Consider the following 25,017-nt stretch of genomic DNA (forward strand, 5'->3'; position numbering starts at 1 on the left):
ATTGCGCAGTTCCCCGCGCCCCTGGACGCGCGGGGCTGCGCCCGCGCTTCCAGGCGCGCGGAGAACGGGCGTGGCCCGCCCCCTCGTTACGGGGGCGGGCCACGTCTGGTGGAGCTGGGTCAATCGGGTGGTGCTCAGTGGGTGTTCGTCGCGCCGCGGCGGCGGAGGGCGAACATGACGCCGGCGCCGGCCGCCACGAGCGCGGCCGCTATTCCGGCGATGGCACCGGTGTTGGAGCTGGAGCCGGTCTCGGCGAGGTTCGAGTCGCCGCCCGCGGGGGACGGGATGCTGCCGCCGGCCGGGGTGCTCTCCGACTCCGAGGGCTCCGAAGGCTCCGAGGGCGCCGGGGACTCGGGCTTCGCGGTGACCGGCGAGGAGGGCTCGTCGGACGGGGACGGGGTGGCCGAAGGCGTCGACGGCTCCTCGGACTTGCAGGCCTCGGACGGCGTGACGAGGTTCGGCTTGATGTCCTCGTCGACCTGCTTGCCGGCCTTGACGTGGATCCGGTACTCCGCGTTCGGCTTCCAGTCCTCCGAGAAGTCGATGGTCACGCCCTCACGGGAGCCCTTGACCTCCTGGGTGCCGACGAGCTTCTCGTCCGCGCCGTTGGACTCCAGGAAGACCGTGACCGTGGCCGAGACGCCGGTCGGGTCCTTGTCGGTGACGCTGATGACGCCCTTGGCGCCGTCGCACTTGGCGACGGCCGAGAACTCACTGATGTTGCAGGCGAGCGCGTTGCCGGCGAGGCCGAGCGTGAGCGCGGCCGAGGCGGAGGCAACTCCGAGAATGCGCACGGAACGTGCGGTACGGCGAGATATGGACACGATTGCCCTTCACGGGATGCACAAACGAGGGGGGTGGGGGATTGGCTGCGAAGAAACAGCAATCCCAGACGCCTCACAGGTTTATTGGCCCACGTCTCGGGTTGTCAATCCGTCTGTCCGTCTTGACCCCCGGCTTTAGCTTTCATTTACATGCGCCAACCGGATGAGCGCCTCCGGTGCCTCCTCGATCCGGTCGACCAGCGCGATCCGGGACTCCATCGAGCGGTCACGGGCGAGGGCCTGGAGCAGCGGCCAGGTGGGCAGTCGCTCGGTCCAGTGTGCGCGGTTCACCAGCACCATCGGGGTGGGTTCGCCGCGGGACTCGTAGTAGTTGGGGGTCGCGTTGTCGAAGATCTCCTGGACCGTGCCGGCGGCGCCGGGCAGGAACACCACACCCGCGTTCGAACGGGCCAGCAGGCCGTCCTCGCGCGTGGCGTTGGCGAAGTACTTGGCGATGTGCGAGGCAAAGGCGTTCGGCGGCTCGTGCCCGTAGAACCAAGTGGGGATGCCGACAGAGGTGTTGCCCTTCGGCCAGCGCGTACGCACCTCGAAGGCGGCGCGCGCCCAGTCGGTCACCGACGGAACGAACGACGGTGACTTCGCGAGGAGTTCGCACGCCTCGTGCAGCATGGTGTCGTCGTACGGGGCCGCGTACGCGCCGAGGTTCGCCGCCTCCATCGCGCCGGGGCCGCCCCCGGTCGCCACCGTGAACCCGGCGCGCGCGAGCTCACGGCCCAGCCGGGCGGCGCCGTCGTACGCGTCCGTGCCGCGCCCGAGCGCGTGGCCGCCCATCACGCCCACCACCCGCGTGCCGCGCAGGAGTTCGTCGAGGGCGTCGGAGATCGCGTCGTCGTGGACGGAGCGCAGCATCGACGCGTAGATGTCGCCGTCGGCCTTCGTCTGCTGGAACCAGGCGTACGCGAGGGCGTCCGGCGTCTCCTCGTACCCCTTGTCGAGCGAGGCGAACAGCTCGTCGGGACGGTAGAGATGACCGCGGTACGGGTCGAAGGGCAGGCCGGGGAGCGGCGGGAAGACCAGGGCGCCGTCGGCACGGACCTTCGCCGCGGCGCTCTCCCGCATCGGGCAGCCGAGGAAGACGGCTCCGGTGGCGTCGCTCGCCAGCAACTCCCTTGTACGGTCCGTCAGATCGACGCACTGGACACGGAAGCCGGCGAGGGTGCCGCGGGACGAGACGACTGCGTCGAACTCCTCCAGCGTCTCGATCTCACGGTCGTTGTGGTGGGCCGCATGGGCGGGGCTCGTCTGCACCCGCCCATGCTAAGCACGGCCGGTTCAGCCCTGAATCGCCGCCGGGTCCATCCACATGATCTCCCAGGTGTGGCCGTCCGGGTCGTCGAAGGCGCGGCCGTACATCTGGCCGTAGTCCTGGGTCTCGCCGCTCGCCGAACCGCCCGACGCGATCGCCTTGTCGACGAGCTCGTCCACCTTCTCGCGGCTCTCGGCGCTCAGACAGATCAGCACCTCGCTGGTCTTCGTCGAGTCCGCGATCTCCTTCTTCGTGAAGTCGGCGTAGCGCTGCTTGTTCAGCAGCATCGCGACGATCGTGTCGCTGATCACGACGGACGCGCAGTTCTCGTCCGAGAACTGCGGGTTGATCGTGTAGCCGAGCTCCGTGAAGAACTTCTTGGAGGCGTCGACGTCGTTCACAGCCAGGTTCACGAAGATCATCTGCTGGTACATATCCGGTCTCTCCCGTCGCGTGATGTGCTGTTCGGAGGGGTAGACCGGGGGGCCGTCGAAAAGTCATCGGCGTCCCGCGAACTTTTTCGGGAGAGTTCTCCGGGCAGCCGTCAGCGGGTCAGGGGCAGTGCGGCCAGCTCCGCGACCGCCCAGGTCAGCGGGCCGAAGACGGCGAGCAGGGCGCCCGTGCGGAGGGCGGCGGCGCTGCGCAGCGCCGTGGCGGGCGCTCCGTGCCGCAGCAGGGCGGCCGTGGTGTCGGCGCGTGCGCTCCTCGCCTCCACCGCGGCGGTCAGGAGCGTCGCGACGGCGCATCCCACGACGAGCAGCGCGCCCAGCGTGGTGAGCGGCCCCACGTCGGGGCGCGCACGGCCGTAGAGCACGGCCATGGCGTACACCCCTGACGCCACCGCGCACACCACACCGAGCGGGCGCCCGATGCGGGCCGCCTCCTCCATGAGTACGCGTCCGGCGAGCAGCCGCAGGGCGCCCGGCCGGACCGCCTGGAGCAGCCTGCCGCAGAGGTGCGTGATGGCGGGCCCGGCCAGCGCGAGACCGAACGCGGTGAGCGCCCAGCCGACCAGCACACCGAGGGGCCCGACGTGGAAGCCGCCCGGCAGCTCGGGTCCCGCGAGGGCCGGGGACGTACGGCCTGCGTACGTCTCCACGGCGAGCCCGGCCGCGAGGACCGCGGCGCCCCAGGGGAGACCGGAAGGGGTGGGGAGGGGGGCCGGGGGGTGGTGGGGGTCCAGCGGGTCCAGGGGGTGGCGGGTGGTGTGGCCGGGGCGGTCGGAGAGCCCGGGGCCGGCGGGGCTCTCGGGATGCTGTGCGGCGGCGCGGTGGTCAGGTGCGTCGTGACCGTTGTGCGCGGGTGAGTCGGCGGTGGCGTGGGTTGCGTGGGTGGCGGAGGGCTGCTCGCCGCCGGGGCGGCCCTCGACCCTCGCGCGGGCGCGCGCGCCGGAGCGGCGGGGCACGTCGAGCGCCGCGGCGCTGGTGGACGCCTCGGGGCTGCCGTGCCCGGCGCGCGCGGTGCGGCCGGTGGTGTCCTGCCCGGCGCCACCCTGGCCCTCGGAGCTGCCCCGGCCCCCGGAACCGTCCTGGCCCCCGGCCCCGTGCGAGCCCTCCGAGCGCGGGCCCGCCTTCGCCTCCGTACGTGTCTCCGTGCGCGTCCCGAACCGCCCGTACGCGCCGAAGCCGACGCGCTCGACGGAGCGGCCGTATCCGCCGAAGCCGCTCAGCCGGCCAGGCCGTCCGCCCGTCGTGAGGCTGGGCCTCGGGCCGCGCGGCCGGAGCACCGCCGCGCTGGCCGCCGAGGCGATGATCGGTACGAGGGCCAGCAGGGTGAGCGCGGCCGGGAGGGGCAGCGGCTCGTCCGCGGCGAGGAGGTCGGCGGCGTCGCCGTCGAAGGGGAGGCCGGTCAGGTCGCCGCGGAGGTGGAGGAAGAAGAGCAGGGCGACCATCGAGCCGAGCGTGCAGGACACGGCGGTGGAGATCGCCGCGAGGGCCGTCAGGCGGGCGGGGCCGAGGCCGAGCGCCGACAGCCCCTGCCGGGGGCGGGTCGCCGGGTCGGTCCGGGCGACCGCCACCGCGAACTGCACGGTCGCGGCGAGCGGCGCGACGCACCAGGCCAGCCGCAGCACGGCCGTACCGGATGCGTCCGGGTGCCCCATCGCGTACCCCAGGGTGCACAGGAGCAGGAATCCCGTGCCCGCCGACGCCGCCGCGACCAGGAGTCTGCGGAGCTGGACGGCGGGGCGGGCCCCGCGCGCTAGACGGAGAGCGAGCACGCGGCCCGGCCTTCCACGCTGTCGGACACCGGCGGCAGATGCACGGTGTTCACGCGCCGCCCGTCGAGCAGCGACACCGTGCGGTCGGCGAGGGCCGCGGTGTCCGCGTCGTGCGTGGCCAGTACGACGGTGATCCCGTGCGAACGGGCCGCCGTCGTGAGCGTACGCAGCACATGGGCCCGGTCGGCGCGGTGCAGCGGGGCGGTGGGCTCGTCGGCGAAGAGCACGGTCGGTGCGGGGGCCAGGGCGCGGGCGATGGCCACGCGCTGTCGCTCGGCGTGGAGCAGCGCGTGCGGGCGTTTGCGGGCGCAGCCGCCGATGTCGAGGCGGTCCAGCCACTCCAGGGCGGCGGTCTTGGCGCGGCGACGCGAGACACCGCGGAGCATCAGGGGCAGGGCCGCGTTCTCCCAGGCGTTCAGCTCAGGGACCAGGACCGGCGTCGGGTCGATCCAGGCGAACCGGTCGCGGCGCAGCCGCTCGCGGGTCCCCGGACCCATGGTGTGCACGGGCGTGCTGTTGAACCAGACCTCGCCCTGCTGCGCCCGCAACTGCCCGGACAGGCACTGCAGCAGGGTCGTCTTGCCGCTGCCACGCGGGCCGCCGACGGCGAGGATCTCTCCCTCGCGAACCCCGAGCGAGACGCCGGTGAGCGCGGGCGAGCCGTTGTGCTTGACGTGCAGGGCGCGTGCCCACAGCACGTCGTTGTCCGGCGGAGCCACCATGGCGTACACCTCGGTTCAGATCAGAAATGCCGTGCGGAGTCCCCCTTCCGGGGGAACGAAGGCAGGGCCGATCGGTCACTGGGCACGCTAGGTAGTCGGGGCCGGGAGGCCGGACAGCACGCGGCCCCGGAGCGCCCATTCTCACTCGAACGGGCGGCACCGGGGCCGGTGTTGATCACAGATTCAGCTCATCGGAGCCACTGGGGGTTCGGCGGGATCAGAGCTTCGCCCACGCCTCCGTCAGCACCTGGCGGACGATCCCCTCGATCTCGTCGAAGGTCGACTGGTCGGAGATCAGCGGCGGCGAGAGCTGGATGACCGGGTCACCGCGGTCGTCGGCGCGGCAGTAGAGGCCGTACTCGAAGAGCTTCTTGGAGACGAAGCCGTAGAGCACGCGCTCCGACTCCTCGTCCGTGAAGGTCTCCTTGGTGGCCTTGTCCTTCACCAGCTCGATGCCGTAGAAGAAGCCGTTGCCGCGGACGTCGCCGACGATCGGCAGGTCGTGCAGCTTCTGGAGGGTGGAGAGGAACGCCCCCTCGTTGTCCAGCACGTGCTGCGTGAGGTTCTCGCGCTCGAACAGGTCGAGGTTGGCGAGGCCCACGGCCGCCGACACCGGGTGGCCGCCGAAGGTGTAGCCGTGCAGGAAGGTGTTGTCGCCCTTGTAGAACGGCTCGGCGAGGCGGTCCGAGATGATGCACGCGCCGATCGGGGAGTAGCCCGAGGTCATGCCCTTGGCGCAGGTGATCATGTCCGGTACGTAGTCGAACTTGTCGCAGGCGAACATCGTGCCCAGGCGGCCGAAGGCGCAGATGACCTCGTCGGAGACGAGCAGCACGTCGTACTGGTCGCAGATCTCGCGGACCCGCTGGAAGTAGCCGGGCGGCGGCGGGAAGCAGCCGCCGGCGTTCTGCACGGGCTCCAGGAAGACGGCGGCGACCGTCTCCGGGCCCTCGAAGAGGATCTGCTCCTCGATCTGGTCGGCGGCCCAGCGGCCGAAGGCCTCGGGGGAGACGCCGGAGCCCTGGTCGAGGAAGGCGGGGGCACGGTAGATGTTCGTGTTCGGGACCTTGTGGGCGCCCGGGACCAGCGGCTCGAACGGGGCCTTCAGGGCCGGCAGGCCCGTGATGGACAGGGCGCCCTGCGGGGTGCCGTGGTAGGCGACCGCGCGCGAGATGACCTTGTACTTGGTCGGCTTGCCCTGCAGCTTGAAGTACTGCTTGGCGAGCTTCCAGGCGGTCTCGACGGCCTCGCCGCCACCCGTGGTGAAGAAGACCTTGTTCAGGTCGCCCGGCGCGTAGTTCGCGAGGCGCTCCGCGAGCTCGACGGCCTTGGGGTGGGCGTACGACCAGATCGGGAAGAAGGCGAGCTCCTGCGCCTGCTTCATCGCCGTCTCGGCCAGCTCCCGGCGGCCGTGGCCCGCCTGGACCACGAACAGCCCCGCGAGACCGTCGAGGTAGCGCTTGCCCTTGTCGTCGTAGATGTAGGTGCCCTCGCCACGGACGATCGTGGGGACGGGAGCGTTCTCGTACGAGGACATGCGGGTGAAGTGCATCCACAGGTGGTCGTACGCGGTTCGGCTGAGGTCCTTGGTGGTCACGGCTATCGGGTTCCCCACATGTAGGTCTGCTTCTTGAGCTTGAGGTAGACGAAGCTTTCGGTGGAGCGCACGCCGGGCAGGGCCCGTATGCGTTTGTTGATGACGTCCAGCAGGTGGTCGTCGTCCTCGCAGACGATCTCGGCGAGGATGTCGAACGAACCCGCGGTCATCACCACGTACTCGACTTCCGACATGGCGGTCAGCGCGTCCGCCACGGGCTCCAGGTCGCCGTCCACGTTGACGCCCACCATCGCCTGTCTGCGGAAACCCACGGTGAGCGGGTCCGTGACGGCGACGATCTGCATCACGCCCTGGTCGAGCAGCTTCTGTACGCGCTGGCGCACGGCCGCCTCGGAGAGACCGACGGCCTTGCCGATCGCGGCGTAGGGCCTCCGGCCGTCTTCCTGGAGTTGCTCGATGATGGCGAGGGAGACGCTGTCCAGCGGGGGAGTGGTGTTCCCCGACCGGGTGTCTCGGGAGCCCTTTGGCTCTGCGCTGCGACTGGACACGTGCTCACTGTGCATGAGGCATCAGCAGTTCCGCAAGAGTTGATTGATGAAATTCGTTGTCTGCGCGGCCTACATGTGCGGATTTCGCAGTTCTGAGGCGATCGGGGGTGTTGAAAACGTGGGTCGCGGGACTAGGGTGGATGTCTCAGTGATTGGACATCTGACTGGAGGGCCGGCAGTGAGCACCGAGCTGCGTCGTCTGCGCAATTACATCGACGGAGAATTCCGCGATGCCGCCGATGGACGGACCACCGACGTGGTCAACCCCGCGACGGGCGAGGCCTACGCCACCGCGCCGCTGTCCGGACAGGCCGACGTCGACGCCGCGATGGCCGCAGCCGCCGCGGCCTTCCCGGCCTGGCGCGACCAGACCCCGGCCGAGCGCCAGAAGGCCCTGCTCAAGATCGCGGACGCCTTCGAGGAGCGCGCCGAGGAGCTGATCGCGGCCGAGGTGGAGAACACCGGCAAGCCCATCGGCCTGACCCGGTCCGAGGAAATCCCGCCCATGGTCGACCAGATCCGCTTCTTCGCGGGCGCGGCGCGCATGCTGGAGGGCCGCGCGGCCGGTGAGTACATGGAGGGCCTGACCTCGATCGTCCGCCGCGAGCCGGTCGGCGTATGCGCGCAGGTCGCGCCGTGGAACTACCCGATGATGATGGCCGTGTGGAAGTTCGCTCCCGCGCTCGCGGCCGGCAACACGGTCGTCCTCAAGCCGTCGGACACCACTCCCGCCTCCACGGTCCTGATCGCCGAGATCATCGGCTCGATTGTCCCCAAGGGCGTCTTCAACGTCATCTGCGGCGACCGGGACAGCGGCCGTGCGATGGTCGAGCACCCGGTGCCCGCCATGGCGTCGATCACCGGTTCCGTGCGCGCGGGCATCTCGGTCGCCGAGTCCGCCGCCAAGGACGTCAAGCGGGTCCACCTGGAGCTGGGCGGCAAGGCGCCGGTCGTCGTCTTCGAGGACACCGACATGGCCAAGGCCGTCGAGGACATCTCGGTCGCGGGCTTCTTCAACGCGGGCCAGGACTGTACGGCCGCCACCCGCGTCCTCGTCCAGGAGTCCATCCACGACGAGTTCGTGGCCGCGCTCGCCAAGGCCGCCGCCGACACGAAGACCGGCATGCCGGACGACGAGGACGTGCTGTACGGGCCGCTCAACAACCCGAACCAGCTCAAGCAGGTCACCGGCTTCATCGAGCGGCTGCCCGCCCACGCCAAGGTCGAGGCGGGCGGCCACCGCGTCGGCGACAAGGGCTACTTCTACGCCCCGACCGTGGTCTCGGGGCTGAAGCAGGACGACGAGATCATCCAGAACGAGGTCTTCGGCCCGGTCATCACCGTCCAGTCCTTCTCGGACGAGGCGCAGGCCGTCGAGTGGGCGAACGGCGTCGAGTACGCCCTCGCCTCCTCCGTCTGGACCAAGGACCACTCGCGTGCGATGCGCCTGGCCAAGGTCCTCGACTTCGGCTGCGTCTGGATCAACACGCACATCCCGCTGGTCGCGGAGATGCCCCACGGCGGCTTCAAGAAGTCCGGCTACGGCAAGGACCTTTCGGCGTACGGGTTCGACGACTACACGCGGATCAAGCATGTGATGACGTCCATCGAGGGCTGATGGGCTGACGAGTTGACGGTCCGCGACTGACGTAGTGAACGGCACGGCCCCGGGCGGGAGTTGATCCGCTCGGGGCCGTGCCGTGTCGGTCGCCTGGGTGGCTGGTCGCCTGGGTGCTTGGCGCGTACGAGTCAGACGGTCCCCGTGAGTACGAGTCCGGCGACGCTCAGCTCCGCGTCGGAACCCTTTCCGCTCTTGTCGCCCTTCTCGTTCTTCTGCACCTCGCGACCGCCGCAGTCCGGGGGCCAGGGCCGGTCGCCCTTGCCGGGCGGCTCGTCGGGCGGGGCCGGGAAGTCGACGCCGATGTCCTCCAGGATGTGATCGCAGGCCTTCACGGCCTTCCGGAACTCCTTCGAGACCGGGTCGGGGCGGCTCGTCCGTTCGCCCGCGTCGATCCGTACGCGTACGCCGTCGCCGTCGTCCGCCGTGTAGATGACGATGTCGGGGAAGTCCTCCAGGCCGTTGTCGCGCACGCACTCGGTGAACTCGCGGGAGGCCTTGTCCTGGCGCGTCCAGTCGGTCGAACCGTCCGGGTCGTCGTCCTTCGGGGGTTCCGACGACGATCCGCCGCTCGACGGTGCGGACGGGTCGGCCGCTACGGCCTGGCCCGCGTACACCCCGCCGAGTGTGACGGCGGTGATCAGGGCGCAGGCCGCGGCCAGCCGGCGGTGCCCTTTCGTCGTGCTTCGCATGTGGATCCTCCTGGGTGCGTCTCTGGAGTTCGCTGAAGTTCGTTGGAGTTCTCTGGAGTGGGTCTCCTCGAATCACCTCAGCGCGTGGGCGGTTACGGCGCGGGAACGGGTGCTCTTACCGCCCTGTTACCGCGCGGCGGGCACGCTTGCCGCAGGGTTCGCAGCAGCCGGAGACGCAGCCGGAGATGCCGATGCGCGTATTGGTGGTCGACGACCACGAGGAGCTCGCCGAGACCGTCGCGGCGGGACTGCGCAGAGAGGGTATGGCCGTCGACATCGCGCTGGACGGCCATGCGGCGCTGGAGCGGGCCACGGTCAACGGCTACGACGTCGTCGTACTCGACCGTGATCTGCCCGGGCTGCACGGAGACCGGGTCTGCCGGGCCCTGGCCGAGGGGGGCAGCCGGGCGCGGGTGCTGATGCTGACCGCGTCCGGCACGGTCGCCGACCGGGTGGCGGGGCTCGGGATGGGCGCCGACGACTACCTGCCGAAGCCCTTCGCGTTCACCGAACTGGTCGCGCGGATACGGGCGTTGGGGCGCCGGGCCCAACCTGCGCTGCCGCCGGTCCTGGTCCACGGCGATCTGCGGCTCGACCCGGCGCGGCGGGTGGCGTCCCGCGACGGCCGCCAACTCCCGCTCAGTCCCAAGGAGTTCGCGGTCCTGGAGCTGCTGATGGGGGCGGGCGGGGCCGTCGTCTCCGCCGAGGAGTTGCTGGAGCGGGCCTGGGACGAGGCCGCCGATCCGTTCACCCAGACCGTGAAGGTGACGGTCAGTCGGCTGCGGCGCAAGCTCGGGGAACCGCCGTTGATCGAGACGGTGGCGCAGGCCGGGTACCGGGTATGAGCGTGCGTGGAGCGAAGGGCATGCGCGGGCTGCGGGGCGTCCGGGGGCCGCAGAGCATCCGGTGGCGGCTGACGTTGGTCTACAGCGGGCTGTTCGTGGTGGCGGGGGCGGTGCTGCTGGCCCTCACGTACGCCCTCATGTCCGAGCGCGGCGAGCAGGTGTCGGTGACCAGGCCCGACGTGCCTCCGGCGGGAGCGGGGGCGCCCGCGGTCCAGGGGTACGTACGAGAGCAGCTGGTCGCCCAGCGCAGCGACCAGCTCCATCAGCTCTTCGTCGAGTCGGGGGTCGCGCTCGGTGTCATGGCGCTTGCCTCGCTCGTGCTCGGGTGGCTGGTGGCCGGGCGGGTGCTCGCGCCTCTGCGGAGCATGACCGGGGCGGTGCGGCGGATCTCCGCGGACGCCCTGCACCGACGGCTCGCGGTGGCCGGGCCGGACGACGAACTCAAGGACCTCGCCGACACGTTCGACGATCTGCTCGCCCGGCTCGAAGGCGCCTTCGAGGCGCAGCGACGGTTCGTGGCCAACGCGTCTCACGAGTTGCGTACGCCGCTCACCCTTCAGCAGGCCGTCATCGATGTCGCCCTCGCCGATCCCGGGGCCGATGCCGGGACCCTGCGGGCCGCCTGTCTTCGGGTGCGGGCCGCCGGGCAGGAGCAGGAGCGGTTGATCGAGGCGTTGTTGACGTTGGCGTGCAGTCAACGGGGGGTGCCGGAGCGGGAGTTCGTCGATCTGTCCGTGGTGGCGGGCGGGTTGTTGCCCGACGGTGGGCCCCGGGTGTCCGCCGAGCTCTCGCCCGCGGCGCTTGTCGGGGATCCGCAGTTGATCGGGCGGCTGGTGAGCAACCTCGTCGAGAACGCCGTGCGCCACAACGTGCCGTCGGGGGAGGGGGGTTGGGTCTCCGTCTGGACCGGGGTCATCGATGGGCGGGCCTCCTTGCGGGTCGTGAACAGTGGGCCTGTGGTGCCGGGGGATCAGGTGGGTGTGCTGTTCGAGCCGTTTCGGAGGGTGGGGGTCGAGCGGGTTCGGTCTCGCGCTCGGTCGCGGGAGGGGTCCGGGCTGGGGTTGTCGATCGTGGCGGCGATCGCGGCGGCCCACGGGGGTGTGGTGGAGGCGCGGGCCCGGGGGGAGGGCGGGCTGTGGGTGGAGGTGGTGTTTCCGCCCCCGCCGCCCCTTCCCGTCCCAACCCTGGGGGCTGCCGCCCCCAGCCCCCCGCTGCCGGCCTGAACGGCCTTGTCCTCAAGCGCCGGACGGGCTGGGTGGATGGGGGCTGGTGTGGGTGGGTGGGTTGACCGGAGTGGGGTGGGGGATCGGCCTGGACGGTCTCGTCCTCAAGCGCCGGACGGGCTGAGTGGGGTGCAGGGAGGGATCGGTCTGGACGGCCTCGTCCTCAGGCGCCGGACGGGCTGGGTGGGTGGGGGCTTGCGGGGTGGGATGCGTGCGGGTGCGTTGTGGCTGGGCTGCGCAGTTCCCCGCGCCCCTGAAAACCTAGGGGCGCGGGGAACTGCGCAGTCTTTTGGGGGTTCGGGGGCGAAGCCCCTGAGTAAGGGACGGGAATGGGTAGGGGCGGCGGGGGCGACACTGTGTCGTGCCCAAGACGGACCGCTCGACGCAGCGTCCATTGCCCGCCCGGCAGGGCAAACGGCATGCTGCCAACGTGCCAGCGAACCCGAACCAGAGACCCCGAATCTCCCGGCGCAGCCTGCTGCGCACCCTCGGCACGGGCGCAGCCACCGCACTGGCCGCCGGCTGCGGCGTACCGGCGGCGTACGTCGCGCCCTCGGACCGGTCGAGAAGCGACCTGTCGGCCACGGACAAGCGCCTGACCTGGGCGAACTGGCCGCTCTACATCGACACGGACGACGAGGACGAGTCGAGGCGCCCCACCCTGGACGCCTTCGAGAAGCGCACCGGGATCCAGGTCACGTACACCGAGGAGATCAACGACAACGACGAGTTCTTCGGGAAGGTCAGCCCGTCCCTGATGAACCATCAGGAGACCGGCCGGGACCTGATGGTGATCAGCGACTGGATGTGCGCGCGGTTCGTACGCCTGGGCTGGGTCCAGGAGATGGACAGATCCAGGCAGCCGAATGTCACCAAGTACCTGGACCCGCAACTGCGTTCACCGGCCTTCGACCCGGGCCGGAGGCACACCGTGCCGTGGCAGTCGGGGATCACGGGCATCGCGTACAACCGCCGAAAGGTCGGCCGCGAGATCAGGCACGTCTCCGACCTGTGGGCGGACGACCTCAAGGGCCGCGTCACGCTCCTCTCCGGTCTCGACGAGGCGTTCGCGCTGCTCATGCAGGGCAACGGCGTGGACATCACCAAGTGGACCGCGGACGACTTCCACACGATGTGCGAGCAGGTCGAGAAACTCGTTCGCACGGACCACATCCGCCGCTTCACCGGCAACGACTACATCAAGGACCTGTCGAGCGGCGACGTACTGGCCTGCCAGGCGTACAGCGGTGACGTGATCCAGCTTCAGGCCGACGACCCCGACATCGAGTTCGTCGTCCCGGAGGAGGGCGCCGAGCTCTGGTCCGAGTCCCTGATGATCCCGAACCTCGCCCGCCACAAGGCGAACGCGGAGACACTCGTCGACTACTACTACGAGCCGTCCGTCGCCGCCGAACTCGCCGCGTGGGTCAACTACGTCTGTCCCGTCCCGGCCGCCCAGGACATCCTCGCCTCCGCCAAGGACGAGGAGACCGCCGCCCTCGCCGAGGACCCGCTCATCTTCCCCGACACCGCCATGCGCAAGCGGCTCGCCATCGCACGCGACATCACGTCGAAGGAACGTACGGACTTCGCGAAGCGGTGGAACGCGATCGCGGGGTTGTAGTCGCACGTGCGATCGGCTGTGCCGAGGATTTTCAGTTGGCACAGAAGAGGGATGGTTGACACCAAGATCACTCAGTGCCCTCGGCTCTCTGTGATCGCCTGGAGGGCGTCGTCTCTCGGTGTCCGCCCGACGGCGAGGTGGCGGCGCTGTTCAGGCAGCGGTCGAGGAGTGCGTGCATGCGGGGGACGGGGAGAGACGGGTTGGCCGCGGCGCCCTCTGCGGTGCGCGAGTCAGCGAGGAGGGCCTCCAGGGCTTCCGGCGTCAGGCTCGGGTTGGTCGCGGCCGCCCGGCGTACCGACTCGTCGGGGTCTTCCACCGGGGGTTCGGGCAGGGTGGGGTCGGCTGCGGCCAGGGCCCGTACGTCGGGATCCGGGTGGCCGATGAGGTGGGCCCGGCCGGTGCGGGGGAACGCGGGCAGGGTCAGCAGGTGCGGGCGGTGGGCCGGGCGGGTGACGAAGACGTCCAGGAGGAGGCGGGGCGGAGCCAGGGGGTGGTGGCAGGCCAGCAGGATCCGTACCTCCTCGTCCGGGTCCTGTGCGAGTGTCGCGGCGAGGTCCGCGGGCAGGCCGGGGAAGCGCGCCGCGACCCGGCGGAGCACCGGTTCCTCGGACGCCGCGCAGGCGGCGAACCAGTCGGGCGACGGCTCGCCGGTCGGCTCGGTGATCGGGCAGGTGCAGTCCGGGCCGTGCCCGACGACCCTGTCGATCGCCCAGTACTCGGGCCAGGTGCGCGGGAAGGGGTGGAGGCTTGCGCGCATCCGCACGTCCTGGTCCGGGTCCTCCCCCAGCTCCGCCACCAGGTCCGGTCCCAGGTCGGGCCGGGCTGCGACCAACTCGCGGATTTCCGCCTCGGGGTGGCGGGCGAGCCGGGCGACGGCGTCGGCCGGGATGTGGGGATTCCAGGTCAGGGAGTGCACCGTGCCTTCCGCGAAGCACTGCTCGACGAGCGCGGGGGACAGGGCACACCTGCCGAACACGAAAGGCCTGCCGCGGGAGCCGTAGGACGCCAGCCTGGCCTCCACCCGTTCCGGATCCAGCACCCAGCTGTGCTCCTGCGCCGCCTTCCGTACCGCGGGGTCGGGGTCGTCGAGCAGGGCCTCCCGCTGCGCGGCGGTGAGCGACTGCCACTCCCAGGTGGCGCGTTCACGGAGCTGGGGGTGCTCGTGCCCGGCCATGGAGCGGAGGAAGGACAGAGGGATCTGCTGGGAGGAAATGAGCTCCCCGACGATCTCGTTCGCGGTGAGGGTGCCGTCTTCGCCCCCGTCTCGGGCGGTCAGGAGGGTGACGAGGATGTCGTCCGGCAGTGGTCGGACCCATCGCGGGCGGAGATGGGCAGGGGTGCCGCCGGCGAGCCACCCGCGGACGATCCCCGACGGGTCCGTCGCCAAGGGGGCGAGTCGTGCGGGGTCGATGTGCCGGTTCCGCGCGAGCGCGCGGCGGATGACTCTGTCCGGGTGGTTCAGGGCCGCGTCGATGACGGCGTCGGGCAGGTCACGACCCGCGCACATCAGCAGACCGGCCTCACCGGCCGCTGAGTCCACCAGGCGTATCAGAACGTCGGAGGGCGCTGCCGGATTGAAGGCGATGCCGCGCAGCCACGGCACGTGCAGGGAGTCGGACACCGCGTCATCCTGCCAGCTCACCTCCTGAACAGGGGCGCCCGGCGGCTACCTCGTCGGCGCCTACCGGCGTCCCCGTCCGCGGGGCTTTGGACCACGTGGCACGGCGTTGCTCATCATGCGCACGTCGGCCATACGCGACACACCGCCAGGCTCCGCATCCACCCCCGCCGTGGAACGCACGGTGGGCTGAGCCTGAGGGCATGGGCATGGGCATGGGCATGGGCTGAGCTCCGGGCCAAGGGCAGGTGAACGTGAGCCGTTCGCCAGAGTTGATCGATGCCGCGAAGTGCCGTCCCGGCGTGGCTCGGCTTCGAGGATGCTGTCGCCGGCCGACCTCACCGTCCGCTGTCCAAGGCGACGGGAGCAACGGCGAAGGCGCCTCTCCGTGTCGCCCAGTTAAGGGGTCGGCGGGAGACTTGAACGTCCAGGCGCTGCCGCTCATGCAGTCCGGGTCCAGGGCTGCATGAGTGAGGGATCCGCAGGTCAGGTCAACGTCGACATCCATGCTGATGGCGACGGCGACGGCGACGAAGCGCCTGAACGGGTATCGGGTGGGCCCGCACGCTGTGGCGGCGCTGTCGACACCTGCCGGGGCACGAAGGTGCCTGCCTCCTCAGCGCCCGCCGAGCTGCTTGAGCACCTGGGCGGCGACCTTCTTGCCGCCGTCGGTCAGTTCGCGGGTCGTGGCGAGACCGGCGACTCCGGCGCCGATGATGATCACGTCGAGGCCCTCGGTACCGTCGCCGCCCCCGCTGCCGCCGCTGTCCTTCTCCTTCGTGCAGGCGGTGAGGACTGCGGTCGTGACTCCCGCGGCGGCAGCGGTGAGAATGCCGCGTCGGCTCGGCGGGCGGAATCGGTGTTCCATGGTGCCTCGGCTCTCTGCGCGTGATCACTGTGTGTGACTCACGATTGCCGGCCCCGCAGTCCAACCGGAATCCGCCGACCGGGGGTTGGCCCCCCGCCGGTCAGGGGTCGACCGGGTCGGAGCCTCACGACGCTTGTCGGCACCGCTGCACGTCAGGATCGTTCAGCGGTGCCAACCAAGAAGCCTGGTTGTTCACTGAAGCGGATTACCGGAGCGGTTTACCGGAGCGGTTCACCGGAGTGGTTCGTCCAGGCCGGTCAGAGGCCCGCACGCGTGAACGTCACATGCGTCACGCCGCTCGGCGAGGAAGTGGCCTCGACCTCGTAGTCCTTCTCGGGGCCCTCCAGGCCGTCCCAGAGGCGTACGCCTCGGCCCAGCAGGATCGGGGTCACCACGACGTGCAGGCGGTCGATGAGTCCGGCGGCGAAGAAGTCGCGGACCACGGTGGGGCCACCGCCGATGCGTACGTCCTGGCCGTCCGCGGCCTCGCGGGCCTTCTCCAGCGCTTCGGCGGGTGAAGCGTCGAGGAAGTGGAACGTCGTGCCGCCCTCCATCTCGATCGACGGGCGCGGGTGATGCGTGAGGATGAAGGTCGGTGTGTGGAACGGCGGGTTGGGACCCCACCACCCCTTCCAGTCCGGGTCCTCGTGCCATCCGGGGTAGCCGAACTTCCCGGCGCCCATGATCTCGGCGCCGATCCCGGGGTCGAACTGCCGGGCGAAGGCGTCGTCGAGGCCGCTGGTTCCGCCGGGCCGGCCGGTCATCTCGTGCCAGAACCGGGTGGTGAACATCCACTGGTGCAGCCTTTCGCCGGCGTGGCCGAACGGCGCGTCACGGCTCAGGCCCTCGCCGGTACCGAAGCCGTCGAGTGAGATGGAGAAGTTGTGGACGCGGGCGAGTGACATGGTCGGCGACACCTTTCCCTTGTTCCGGCGATCGATGGTGGTCGCCATGGTGGCGGACGACCGACGCCAAACCCTTCCAGGTCGCATAGATCATCTCAATCCATGTCGAACCTGGCTCACCGCAGCACGGCCGCGCCGGGCCCGCGAACGCCCCAACTTCCTTTGTGGAAAAGGCCATTGACATCGCCGCGCGCTGTGTAGACCGTGTGATGACACGCGTCTCATTGTGTGTGAGTCCGCCTCGGGTGAGGCATGGACACGGGGGTGTCATGGGGAACGCACGCAGGCTGCCCATGCTGGTGGCGGTCGTGGTGGGGCTGGTGCTGCTCGCGGCCGTCGGCGTGGTGGTGAGCGCGTCCGTCGGCGGTTCGGACGACGACTGCGACGTACGGCTGGAGGTGAACTCCTCGACGGAGAAGGGCGATCTGCTCTCCGACCTGGCCGAGGACTACAACGACTCCGGGCGTGAGCTCGCGGGCGGGAAGTGCGCCCGAGTGGCGGTGTCGGAGACGAGTTCCGGCGTCGCCAAGGACGCACTCGCCCAGGGATGGGACGAGCGGCGCGACGGCGCGCCCGAACCACAGGTGTGGACGCCGTCCTCCTCGCTGTGGCTGACACTGCTCCAGCGTGACGCGACCGCCGCCGACCGCAAGCTGCTCACCGACGAGAAGCCGCGCTCGCTCGCCACCAGCCCGCTGGCGATCGCCATGCCCCGGCCCATGGCGGAGGCGCTCGGCTGGCCGGAGAAGAAGATCGGCTGGCGGGACGTGCTGACCCTGACGCAGAAGGGCTGGGCCTCGGTCGGTCGGCCCGAGTGGGGCCGCTTCAGCCTGGGCAAGGACAACCCGCACACCTCCACCTCGGGCCTGGGCGCGACCGTGGCCACCTTCTACGCCGCCACCGGCCGCTCCAGCGACCTGACCGTGGACGACGTCGAGGACGCGAAGACCCGGCGGTTCGTGGCGGGGGTCGAGTCGGGCGTCCTGCACTACGCCTCCGACGCGACCGCGTACATGGCCAACCTCGCCGAGGCGGACGCCGACGGGCAGGCCCTGTCGTACGCCAGCGCCGTCGCCGTACAGGAACAGCTGATCCACCTCTACAACCAGGGCAGCCCCACGGGCGAGACCGAGAAGATCGGCAAGGGGAAGAAGCCGCAGGTGCCCCTGGTGGCCGTCCACCCGGCCGACGGCACTCTCATGTTCGACCACCCCTTCGCGGTGCTGCCCTCGGCGTCCAAGGACCAGCGGGCCGCGGCCGCCGACTTCCGTGCCTTCCTGCTGGAGGACGCTCAGCAGCGCCGCTTCCAGCAGACCGGATTCCGCGACCACGAGGGCAACGCCGGCAGTGAACTCGCCCGCTCGGTCAGCCTGTCCGAGCAGAGCGAGGGGAACCTGTCACTGATCGACCCGCCCGCGGACGACGTGCTGGCGGCGGTCCTGGACAGCTGGGACGAGCTGCGCAAGAAGGCCCGGGTGCTGCTCGTCATGGACGTCTCCGGGTCGATGACCCAGACCGCGGGCGGCGGACAGAGCCGGATGGAGGCGGCCAAGAAGGCCGCCGCCGACACGCTCGACCTCTACCACCCCGACGACGAGGTCGGCCTGTGGGCGTTCTCCACCGAGACCGACGACCACCCCGAGCCGTACCGGGAGATCGTGCCGCCGCGCCCCGTCCGTGACAACGAGAAGCGGCTCACCGAGGCCATCAACGGGCTCAACGCCGAAGGCGGCACCGCCCTCTACACCACCGTGCGCGCCGCCCAGAAGGAGATGCTGGCCGCCCTGGACCCCGACCGCATCAACGCCGTCGTCGTCCTGACCGACGGCCGGAACGAGTACCCGCCCGACAACGACCTCGACGCACTTCTGCGCGACCTCGACGCCAGTCAACTGGAGCGCTCCGTACGCGTCTTCACCGTCGCCTTCAGCGGCCAGGCCGACTTCGGCACGCTCACGAAGATCGCCGGCGCCACCAAGGCCACCTCCTACGACGCCCGCGACCCGGCGGTCATCGACAAGGTGATGGTCTCCGTCATCAGCAACTTCTGACCCGGCACAGCACTCGAAGACGGGCTCGACCCCATGGGCGGCACCGACAGACCAGACCCCATGGGCAGTACAGACAGAGAGGACACGATGGGCAGCCGTCTCCTTCCCGCCGCCGCGGTCGCGCTGTTCGCCGTCGCGGGCAGCGTCACGGCTCTCCTCGCCGGTGCCCCGGCCGCCGCCGCGCTGCCCGTCGGCGCGGGCGTCGGCGGCATCGTGTGGGGGACGCACGCCCTCACCGGCCGTCTCACCCGCCCGTCACCGTCGGCATCCGCGAGGCCCACGACCGGCCGGGCGGACGCCCGGGACGCGGACCGGCCGACGGGCACGCTGTCCGACCCGCTCTCCGGCCACCTGCCCGAACCGCCCGCCGACGCCGCCCGATGGCTGACCCGCGCGTCGGCGGCCGCCGACCGGCTGCAGCACCAGTGCCGGCAGAGCCCCAACGCCTCGCTCTGGCCGACGCTGGCAACGGCGGCGACCTCCGTACGGGCCGCGGCCGACCGGCTGACGGCGGCGGCCGAGGCGGTCCGCGTCATCGACACAAGTGGCGGAAGTGGCACAGGCGGTACAAGCGGCACACCCGCCGACCACCAGGCCCTGCGGCGCGACCAGAAGCGCCTGGAGGGAGAGGCCCGGGCCCTCCCCGACGGCCCGCTGCGGCGGGCCAAACAGGACGCCGCCCGTGCCACGGGCGAACGCGCCGCCACCCTGAAGCGCCTCGCCGAACTGCGCCAGCTCCTGATCACCACCATGGAGGCCACCACCCTGCGCCTGGAAGCCGCGGCGGAGCGTGGCGCCATGCTGCTGTCCCTCCAGGCCGCGACGGACGCCTCCGCCGCCCCTCCGGACCTCACCGCCCTCGACCACGAGCTCGACGCCGTACAGACCGGACTCGACACACTCGACGAGATCACCCGCTCCCTGCACGGCACGGCCGAGGAGCGGCCGGAGTGAGACGGCCGCGCCTGCGCGGACGAGGCCGCCTCGCCTTCATGATGACGTGGTCCCTGGTCGTCGTACCGATCCTGGTCGTCCTGGGGTCCCGCAGCCACGGAACGTCATGGGTGGTCGTCGTCGTCCTCCTTGCGATCGTCTCGGGCGCCATGGGCCTGGCGATCGGCCACTCCTGGGTCCGCACGTACATGGCGGACCCCGCACCGCGGGAGCTCCTGACCGCGGCGCCCGGGCTCACGGCAGCCGCTCTGCTCCTCGCGGCACCGGGGCTGGCTCCCTGGGCCCTCCACGATCTGGCCGGTGAGCCGACGCGGGTCCGCGTCATCGAGGTCGAGCCGGTCAGCGACAGCCAGGGCGAGGACAGCGGACTCACCCACTACCGCATCGCGGACGCGGCGACCGAGCGTGACCTCGGCCGCATGCGGTTCGGTCCGCGGACACGCGTACCCGCCGGCGCCGTCATCTCCGTCTCCGTGATCCCGGACGGCTGGTCGCCGCCCATCGCCACCGAACGCCTGAAGGACGCCGATTCCCTCGCCACCACATTCACCGTCCTCGCCACCGTCCATGTCCTTACCTGCGCCGCCACGGCAGCTGCCTGGCCCCGCGAGACCCAGAGCTGAGCGCCCGGGGCCGCCCGGGCCGGATCCTCAGCTCCCCGTTCCGAACGCCGCCCCCACGATCCGTTCCGCCACCGGGTTCATCTCCTCGCTCTTCGCGTCGGTCGCGTTCACGGAGAACACGAGGGTGCGTGACAGATTCCGAGTGGCGGCGATCACCGTGTTGTAGCCGGGCCGGGCACCGGACTTGGCCCAGATGACGGTGTCGTCGTCGAGCTCGAACTGCTGGAGGCCCGCGCTCATCGTCGCGTTCGGTACGTCCGGGAGCGTGAACATCTCCTGCTCCAGCAGGGGTTGGGGCACCAGCCGGCCGCGGAACAGCGCGAAGAGCAGGCGCTCCAGGTCCTCCGTCGTGGAGATCATGTCGCCCGCGGCCCACCGGTCCGACATGTTCCACTCGGTGGCGTCCACCAGCCTGCCGTCCGCGAGGATCTGGTAGCCGCGGTTGTGCGGGCCGTGGATGCGCGGGTCGGGCCCGCCGGGGAAGGACGTGTGACGCATCCCGGCCGGGCGCAGGACCCGTACGGCCGCCTGGTGTTCGTACGTGTCGCCCGTGACCTTCTCGATGAGCAGGCCGAGCACGGTGTAGTCGATGTTGGCGTACTGCTGCCGCTTGCCCGGGCAGAAGGCGGGGCCGGCGGCGACGGACGAGGCCACGACCGCCTCAGGGGTCAGCGTCTCGAACCGCCGCTCGTACCCCTCACCGTTCACGTCACCCAGCGTCGCTCCCGGCTTCAGCCCGCTGGTGAAGGTCAGCAACTGCCGTACGGTGATGGGCTTGAACGCCTTCGAGAGGAGGCCGGGGAGGTAGGTCTGGACGGGTCGGTCCAGGTCGATCCTGCCTTCGGCGGCGAGCTGCAGCACGACGGCCGCGGTGACCACCTTGGTGGTCGAACCGGCCCTGAAGCGCCCGTGTTCCAGAGCCTTGCGGCCACTCGGCAGGTCGTGCACCCCGGCGCTGCCCCGCCAGATGCCGGCCTTGCCCCCGACGCGTACGAGCGCGGCCGTCGTGTCCTTGTCCGGAATTCCCTTCAGCGCTTCGCGTAAGGCCTTGTCGGTCTTGGGGCTCACGGTCTCCTGTACGACCGCCGTGGGGGAGGGGGCGGCGAGCGCGGTCCCTGCCAGGGGCCCCGCGGTGAGGCCCAGGACGACGAGGGCGGCACAGGCGGTACGGAGACGGACATGCATCGGCTGACTCCCAGGGGTGGTCGGTGACCTTCATCCTCCGGTCGTACGCCGTCGCCGCGGATCCTCTCCGAGGAGGGGGCCGACCCTGGCCGTGACCCTCATCAACTGCCGTGCAGGGCAAGGGTGTTGTCAGGGATTGCCCTTAGGGCGGATCACGCCGGTACGGGAAAAACTGTTATCCCGGAAGCCTCTCCTCCGTCTCCTGTGCACACGCAGCACATGCACGACACGCAGCACATGCACCACACGCAGCGCGTGCAATACACAGCGCACACGCCCCTCCATCCGCACAGGAGTCATTCGTGGCAGAGCACAACAAGCACCGCATCAGCCGCCGCAGCGCCCTCCAGATCGCCGGTGGTGTCGCCGCCGCGGGAGCCGTCGGCGGTGTCGCGGTCTCGTTGGGCGGTCGTGACTCGGCCGACGCGGCGCAGACCGGGGCCTCCCCGTCGCCCGGCGCGTCCGCCGGGAAGCCGGACTTCGCGCATCCCGGGATGCTGCACAACGCGGGCGACCTCAACCGGGCCAGGGTGCGTGTCGCCGGCCGCCGGGAGCCCTGGACGGCCGGCTGGCAGCGGCTGACCGCCAACCGGCACTCCGCGAGCACCTGGACCCCCAGGCCGCAGGCCACGGTCGTCCGCGGCGGCACCGGCCAGAACTACGTGTCCCTCTACAACGACATCCACGCCGCCTACCAGAACGCCCTGCGCTGGAAGATCGCGGGCACGAAGGAGAACGCCGACGCGGCCGTCGCGATCCTCAACGCCTGGTCGGCCACGCTCACCGCTGTCAACGGCAACGCCGACCGGTTCCTGGCCGCCGGGCTCTACGGCTACCAGTTCGCCAACGCCGCCGAGCTGGTGCGCGACCACGACGGCTTCGACCTGGCCCGCTTCCAGAAGATGATGCTCAAGGTCTTCCACCCCATGAACGAGGACTTCCTCACCCACCACAACGGCGCCGTGATCACCAACTACTGGGCCAACTGGGACCTGTGCAACGTGGCCTCGGTCATGGCCATCGGCATCCTCTGCGACGACAGGGCCCTGTTCGACCGCGCGGTGGAGTACTTCAAGAAGGGCGCGGGCAACGGCTCGATCGGGAACGCCATCCCCTTCGTCCACGAGTCCGGCGACCTCGCCCAGTGGCAGGAGTCCGGCCGCGACCAGGGGCACACCGCGATGGGCGTGGGCCAGATGGGCGCGATCTGCGAGATGGCCTGGAACCAGGGCGTCGACCTCTACGGCTACGACGACAGCCGGTTCATGAAGGGCGCCGAGTACGTCGCCAAGTACAACCTCGGCGGCGACGTGCCCTTCACCAAGTACAGCTGGCGCAGCGGCACCGGGAGGGGAAAGTACAACGAGCAGGCTGTGATCTCCGGCATAGCGCGTGGGGAGACTCGTCCCGTTTGGGAGATCCTGCACTACCACTACGCGCGCCGCCGCCGGCTCTCCGTTCCGAACATCACGGCCATGGCTGAGAAGGTGCGTGCGGAAGGCGGAGGCGGCGACTACGGGCCGAACAGCGGCGGCTTCGACCAGCTCGGCTTCGGGACGCTGCTCTACGCCAAGTGACACCTCTCCGGAAAGCGACGTACGTGAAAGGGACGTACGGGAATGAGGCGTACGTGAATGGGACGTACGCGAAAGGGGCGTACGTGAACGGGCGGCAGTGGCGTACGACGATCGCGGCGGCGCAGGCCGGTGACCGGCGCGCGCTCGACGAACTCGTCGAGGGCTGGCTGCCGCTGGTCTACAACATCGTCGGCCGCGCGCTGAACGGCCACGCGGACGTCGACGACGTCGTGCAGGAGACGATGCTGCGGGCCGTCGGCAACCTCGGCACACTGCGTGATCCGGACAGCTTCCGCTCCTGGCTGGTCGCCATCGCCATGCGGCAGATACGCGACCGGGCCCGGCGCCGGACCTCCGAGTCACTGGCCGACGACGCGGCCCAGGAGGCCACCGACTTCGCCGAACTCACCGTGCTGCGGCTCCAGCTGGAGGGCCAGCGGCGCGAGGTCGCGGAGGCGGTGCGCTGGCTCGACGACGAGGACCGGCAGCTGCTGTCGCTGTGGTGGCTGGAGGTCGCGGGCGAACTCACCCGGCGTGAACTGGCGGCGGCCGTCGGCATCAGCCGCCAGCACGCCGCCGTACGCGTCCAGCGGATGAAGGCCCGCCTGGAGGCCGCACGCGGCATCGTGCGGGCTCTCGACTCGTCCTGCCCCGAACTGCGCGAGCTGACCGCCCGCTGGGACCGGCGCCCCGACTCGGTGTGGCGCAAGCGGCTGGCCCGGCACATCAGGGGCTGCCGTCACTGCGCCGCGCCCGGCGAGGCGGTCGTACCGGCCGAACGGCTGCTCGTCGGGCTCGCACTCGTCCCGATCCCGGTCGGCTTCACGCTCTCGCTCGCCCTCGGCGGCAAGACGGCGGTCGCCGCGACGACCGCCGCCACGGGGGTCGGCTGGTCCGCCAAGGTCGTCGCCGCGCTCACCAAGCCCGCCGTCGCGATGACGGCCGGGGCGACCATCGTCGCGGGCGGCGCGTACGTCGTCACCCAGCCGGACGCGGCCCCGCCGAAGGCCGCCGCGCCGCCCACCGCGGCGAGCACCTCGCGCCCGAAGGCACCGAGCCCCACCGCGAAGCCCAGCCCGTCACCGTCCCCCAGCAGAACCAGCAAGGACCTGTACGGCACGGTCGTCGACGCCCTCGACACGGCCCCCGACCCGAACGCGCGCCCCGCGGACCTGCCGCGCCGCCCCGAGTCCGGGCTCACCAGCACCGGCGGACCCAAGGCCGTGATGCAGCACCGCGGGGACAGCGTGACGCTCAGCGGCCGGGGCTATGTGCTGGTGCGCTGGCAGATCTCCCCGAAGTCGAGGTCCGGCGCCCTCGTCATGCCGGCCTGGACCGGCCTCAAGGGGAAGCTGTTCCACGTGGCCTCGGGCGGCGGACGCCGGATGGACGACACCTTCGAGGAGAACGCCGACGGCTACACCTCCGGCATGGGCGGCCCGCGCGTCGGCTACACCGTCCTGCCGACCGGCACCCAACAGATGTGGCAGAACGAGTACTTCTACGTCGACGGCACCGTCACCCTCACCCAGAACGAGCGGGGCGCCGACTACGGACTCATCGTCTTCCCCTCGAACCGGGACGTCGTGACCAAGGACGTCACGACCGGCCCAGCCCAGGGCGCCATCCGCTACGGCCTCGTCCGCGACACCGGAAAGGACACGGCACCGATTCCCCAGTACGTCACGCGCTCGACCCCGGCCGATGCGGCGACGGTCCGTCAGAAGTCGCGGGTGACAAGCTAGTTGCCCGGTCCTGGGCCGCCATCACCTCGTCCCCGTGGTCGAAGGCCCACGCCCCGAACTTCTCGATCGGGTCGAGCAACGTCCGCCCCAGCGCGGTGAGTTCGTACTCCACCCGGGGCGGCGACCCGGCGTACGCGCGCCGCACGACCAGGCCGTTGAACTCCAGCCGCCGCAGCGTCTCCGTCAGGACCTTCTGGCTGATCCCGCCGATGTGTTCACGCAGTTCGCCCGGGCGCCGGGGCCCGTGCCGCAGCGCCCAGAGGACCACGGCGTTCCAGGTGTTGGAGAGCAGGTCGAAGGCGAGCCGGGCGCGGCAGTCGGCGAGGAAGAACGGTTCGGTGCTCACATACCG

22 protein-coding genes are annotated in these 25,017 nt (G+C 70.8%); 9 read left to right on the plus strand and 13 right to left on the minus strand.

Features of this window, described 5'->3' with window-relative positions:
- Window positions 1-134: 134 nt before the first annotated feature.
- The 7 genes from ACN20J_RS34465 to ACN20J_RS34495 form a co-directional block, all read right to left on the minus strand.
- Window positions 135-794 (minus strand): LAETG motif-containing sortase-dependent surface protein, encoded by a 660-nt coding sequence (locus ACN20J_RS34465; protein ID WP_419667510.1) that lies wholly within the window; start codon window positions 792-794, stop codon window positions 135-137.
- Window positions 795-959: 165 nt separating this feature from the next.
- On the minus strand, window positions 960-2,093 hold the full coding sequence (locus ACN20J_RS34470) for an LOG family protein (RefSeq protein WP_361997752.1): 1,134 nt from the start codon (window positions 2,091-2,093) through the stop codon (window positions 960-962).
- Between the two features lie 24 nt (window positions 2,094-2,117).
- Window positions 2,118-2,525 carry a VOC family protein gene (locus ACN20J_RS34475; protein ID WP_361909805.1) on the minus strand — a complete coding sequence of 136 codons (408 nt, stop codon included), beginning with the start codon at window positions 2,523-2,525 and terminating at the stop codon, window positions 2,118-2,120.
- Between the two features lie 110 nt (window positions 2,526-2,635).
- Window positions 2,636-4,309, minus strand: coding sequence for a hypothetical protein (locus ACN20J_RS34480; RefSeq protein ID WP_419667511.1), 1,674 nt, complete (start codon window positions 4,307-4,309; stop codon window positions 2,636-2,638).
- Window positions 4,291-5,031: an ABC transporter ATP-binding protein gene (locus ACN20J_RS34485; protein ID WP_189843542.1), complete on the minus strand. Its 741-nt coding sequence runs from the start codon at window positions 5,029-5,031 to the stop codon at window positions 4,291-4,293. The genes ACN20J_RS34480 and ACN20J_RS34485 overlap by 19 nt, the downstream gene beginning before the upstream one ends.
- A 217-nt stretch (window positions 5,032-5,248) precedes the next feature.
- Window positions 5,249-6,646 carry an aspartate aminotransferase family protein gene (locus tag ACN20J_RS34490; RefSeq protein WP_189843541.1) on the minus strand — a complete coding sequence of 466 codons (1,398 nt, stop codon included), beginning with the start codon at window positions 6,644-6,646 and terminating at the stop codon, window positions 5,249-5,251.
- Window positions 6,631-7,152: an Lrp/AsnC family transcriptional regulator gene (locus tag ACN20J_RS34495; protein ID WP_055615113.1), complete on the minus strand. Its 522-nt coding sequence runs from the start codon at window positions 7,150-7,152 to the stop codon at window positions 6,631-6,633. The genes ACN20J_RS34490 and ACN20J_RS34495 overlap by 16 nt, the downstream gene beginning before the upstream one ends.
- 163 nt (window positions 7,153-7,315) lie before the next feature.
- On the opposite strand from ACN20J_RS34495, the gene ACN20J_RS34500 reads away from it, so the two are divergent.
- A complete protein-coding gene (locus ACN20J_RS34500; protein WP_361903954.1) occupies window positions 7,316-8,755 on the plus strand; it encodes a gamma-aminobutyraldehyde dehydrogenase in 1,440 nt (479 codons plus the stop codon).
- 131 nt (window positions 8,756-8,886) lie between these two features.
- Here ACN20J_RS34500 and ACN20J_RS34505 read toward each other — a convergent pair whose 3' ends face one another.
- The gene (locus ACN20J_RS34505; RefSeq protein ID WP_419667512.1) at window positions 8,887-9,447 is read right to left on the minus strand and encodes a hypothetical protein; all 561 of its coding nucleotides are present in this window, start codon (window positions 9,445-9,447) and stop codon (window positions 8,887-8,889) included.
- Between the two features lie 191 nt (window positions 9,448-9,638).
- On the opposite strand from ACN20J_RS34505, the gene ACN20J_RS34510 reads away from it, so the two are divergent.
- The 3 genes from ACN20J_RS34510 (at window position 9,639) to ACN20J_RS34520 (ending at window position 13,139) form a co-directional block, all read left to right on the plus strand.
- The gene (locus tag ACN20J_RS34510) at window positions 9,639-10,292 is read left to right on the plus strand and encodes a response regulator transcription factor (RefSeq protein ID WP_055615118.1); all 654 of its coding nucleotides are present in this window, start codon (window positions 9,639-9,641) and stop codon (window positions 10,290-10,292) included.
- On the plus strand, window positions 10,289-11,515 hold the full coding sequence (locus tag ACN20J_RS34515) for a sensor histidine kinase (protein WP_419667513.1): 1,227 nt from the start codon (window positions 10,289-10,291) through the stop codon (window positions 11,513-11,515). The genes ACN20J_RS34510 and ACN20J_RS34515 overlap by 4 nt, the downstream gene beginning before the upstream one ends.
- Window positions 11,516-11,975: 460 nt before the next feature.
- Window positions 11,976-13,139, plus strand: coding sequence for a polyamine ABC transporter substrate-binding protein (locus ACN20J_RS34520; protein WP_361901055.1), 1,164 nt, complete (start codon window positions 11,976-11,978; stop codon window positions 13,137-13,139).
- Between the two features lie 67 nt (window positions 13,140-13,206).
- Here ACN20J_RS34520 and ACN20J_RS34525 read toward each other — a convergent pair whose 3' ends face one another.
- The 3 genes from ACN20J_RS34525 to ACN20J_RS34535 form a co-directional block, all read right to left on the minus strand.
- Window positions 13,207-14,781: a hypothetical protein gene (locus ACN20J_RS34525; RefSeq protein ID WP_419667514.1), complete on the minus strand. Its 1,575-nt coding sequence runs from the start codon at window positions 14,779-14,781 to the stop codon at window positions 13,207-13,209.
- Between the two features lie 592 nt (window positions 14,782-15,373).
- Complete coding sequence (locus tag ACN20J_RS34530) at window positions 15,374-15,625, minus strand: hypothetical protein (protein WP_419667515.1); 252 nt, start codon at window positions 15,623-15,625, stop codon at window positions 15,374-15,376.
- Between the two features lie 257 nt (window positions 15,626-15,882).
- A complete protein-coding gene (locus tag ACN20J_RS34535; protein WP_190232423.1) occupies window positions 15,883-16,530 on the minus strand; it encodes a dihydrofolate reductase family protein in 648 nt (215 codons plus the stop codon).
- Between the two features lie 269 nt (window positions 16,531-16,799).
- Here ACN20J_RS34535 and ACN20J_RS34540 point away from each other — a divergent pair, with 269 nt between their 5' ends.
- The 3 genes from ACN20J_RS34540 to ACN20J_RS34550 are packed head-to-tail and all read left to right on the plus strand — an operon-like array spanning window position 16,800 to window position 20,158.
- Window positions 16,800-18,581, plus strand: coding sequence for a substrate-binding domain-containing protein (locus ACN20J_RS34540; RefSeq protein ID WP_190232424.1), 1,782 nt, complete (start codon window positions 16,800-16,802; stop codon window positions 18,579-18,581).
- A 60-nt stretch (window positions 18,582-18,641) separates the two neighbouring features.
- Window positions 18,642-19,535: a hypothetical protein gene (locus tag ACN20J_RS34545; RefSeq protein WP_419667516.1), complete on the plus strand. Its 894-nt coding sequence runs from the start codon at window positions 18,642-18,644 to the stop codon at window positions 19,533-19,535.
- Complete coding sequence (locus tag ACN20J_RS34550; protein WP_419667517.1) at window positions 19,532-20,158, plus strand: hypothetical protein; 627 nt, start codon at window positions 19,532-19,534, stop codon at window positions 20,156-20,158. Before ACN20J_RS34545 ends, ACN20J_RS34550 begins: the two co-directional genes overlap by 4 nt.
- 27 nt (window positions 20,159-20,185) lie before the next feature.
- Here ACN20J_RS34550 and ACN20J_RS34555 read toward each other — a convergent pair whose 3' ends face one another.
- A complete protein-coding gene (locus ACN20J_RS34555; protein WP_419667518.1) occupies window positions 20,186-21,343 on the minus strand; it encodes a serine hydrolase domain-containing protein in 1,158 nt (385 codons plus the stop codon).
- A 302-nt stretch (window positions 21,344-21,645) separates the two neighbouring features.
- Between ACN20J_RS34555 and ACN20J_RS34560 the strand changes: the two genes are divergently transcribed.
- Both ACN20J_RS34560 and ACN20J_RS34565 read left to right on the plus strand, forming a co-directional pair.
- A complete protein-coding gene (locus ACN20J_RS34560; RefSeq protein WP_419667519.1) occupies window positions 21,646-22,920 on the plus strand; it encodes an alginate lyase family protein in 1,275 nt (424 codons plus the stop codon).
- Window positions 22,921-22,973: 53 nt separating this feature from the next.
- Entirely contained in the window at window positions 22,974-24,665 is a 1,692-nt protein-coding gene (locus ACN20J_RS34565) for an RNA polymerase sigma factor (protein ID WP_419667520.1), read from the plus strand.
- On the opposite strand, the gene ACN20J_RS34570 is transcribed toward ACN20J_RS34565, so the two are convergent.
- Window positions 24,604-25,011 carry a winged helix-turn-helix transcriptional regulator gene (locus ACN20J_RS34570; protein ID WP_419667521.1) on the minus strand — a complete coding sequence of 136 codons (408 nt, stop codon included), beginning with the start codon at window positions 25,009-25,011 and terminating at the stop codon, window positions 24,604-24,606. The genes ACN20J_RS34565 and ACN20J_RS34570 overlap by 62 nt on opposite strands.
- Window positions 25,012-25,017: the final 6 nt, after the last annotated feature.

It is taken from the genome of Streptomyces sp. 2-1 (assembly GCF_048564895.1).
Lineage (GTDB): Bacteria > Actinomycetota > Actinomycetes > Streptomycetales > Streptomycetaceae > Streptomyces > Streptomyces phaeochromogenes.

What these genes read in the sequence shown, in the direction of transcription:
- ACN20J_RS34475 (WP_361909805.1), bottom strand. Translation starts at nt 2,525, where the DNA reads ATGTACCAGCAGATGATCTTCGTGAACCTGGCTGTGAACGACGTCGAC.
- ACN20J_RS34485 (WP_189843542.1), bottom strand. Translation starts at nt 5,031, where the DNA reads ATGGTGGCTCCGCCGGACAACGACGTGCTGTGGGCACGCGCCCTGCAC.
- ACN20J_RS34495 (WP_055615113.1), bottom strand. Translation starts at nt 7,152, where the DNA reads ATGCACAGTGAGCACGTGTCCAGTCGCAGCGCAGAGCCAAAGGGCTCC.
- ACN20J_RS34505 (WP_419667512.1), bottom strand. Translation starts at nt 9,447, where the DNA reads ATGCGAAGCACGACGAAAGGGCACCGCCGGCTGGCCGCGGCCTGCGCC.
- ACN20J_RS34510 (WP_055615118.1), top strand. Translation starts at nt 9,639, where the DNA reads ATGCGCGTATTGGTGGTCGACGACCACGAGGAGCTCGCCGAGACCGTC.
- ACN20J_RS34515 (WP_419667513.1), top strand. Translation starts at nt 10,289, where the DNA reads ATGAGCGTGCGTGGAGCGAAGGGCATGCGCGGGCTGCGGGGCGTCCGG.
- ACN20J_RS34530 (WP_419667515.1), bottom strand. Translation starts at nt 15,625, where the DNA reads ATGGAACACCGATTCCGCCCGCCGAGCCGACGCGGCATTCTCACCGCT.
- ACN20J_RS34535 (WP_190232423.1), bottom strand. Translation starts at nt 16,530, where the DNA reads ATGTCACTCGCCCGCGTCCACAACTTCTCCATCTCACTCGACGGCTTC.
- ACN20J_RS34540 (WP_190232424.1), top strand. Translation starts at nt 16,800, where the DNA reads ATGGGGAACGCACGCAGGCTGCCCATGCTGGTGGCGGTCGTGGTGGGG.
- ACN20J_RS34545 (WP_419667516.1), top strand. Translation starts at nt 18,642, where the DNA reads ATGGGCAGTACAGACAGAGAGGACACGATGGGCAGCCGTCTCCTTCCC.
- ACN20J_RS34555 (WP_419667518.1), bottom strand. Translation starts at nt 21,343, where the DNA reads ATGCATGTCCGTCTCCGTACCGCCTGTGCCGCCCTCGTCGTCCTGGGC.